Source organism: Prochlorococcus marinus, assembly GCF_001180245.1.
In the GTDB taxonomy this organism is placed as follows: Bacteria; Cyanobacteriota; Cyanobacteriia; order PCC-6307; family Cyanobiaceae; genus Prochlorococcus_A; species Prochlorococcus_A marinus_F.
The window spans coordinates 1-409 of the sequence record NZ_CVSV01000046.1 but is presented as its reverse complement, the minus strand read 5'-3'; the positions used below and the strand labels follow the sequence as shown (position 1 = coordinate 409).

1 protein-coding gene is annotated in these 409 nt (G+C 23.5%); it reads left to right on the top strand.

Going from position 1 to position 409, the window contains the following annotated elements; genetic code table 11:
- Window positions 1–287 (top strand): hypothetical protein (locus AMO19_RS01905; protein WP_218836797.1); only part of this gene is annotated, 287 nt, incomplete at its 5' end.
- Window positions 288–409 lie beyond the last annotated feature (122 nt).

Genomic DNA, 409 nt, shown 5'->3' with positions numbered 1-409 from the left:
TATTCAAACTAGGTAAGGTTGATAAAAAAAAGTTGAACAAAACAGAAGAAATTAGACCATTACAATCAAGGATTAAAACAATTAATCAAATTAAAAATAAAAATTCAAAACAAATTCAAGAATTAACAGCTCTTTTAAATCAACAAGCAAAACTAATATCTGAACTTCAGATCAAAAATACAAAATTTCAGACTGTAAATCAAAATCTTATTTCAAGACTAGAAAGTTTAGAAAAATTTGCCTCCAACAATTTTGAAAATCCATCTAAATCTTTAGCAAAAAAATAGTATTTCTACTAATCAATTTTTGAATAATTTACTTAAGGATTACTTTAATTATGGTTGAATTAAATTCCGAAATTTAATATGAACAGTATTCCTAACAGATCAGGCTTTAATTCTTCTTTTGA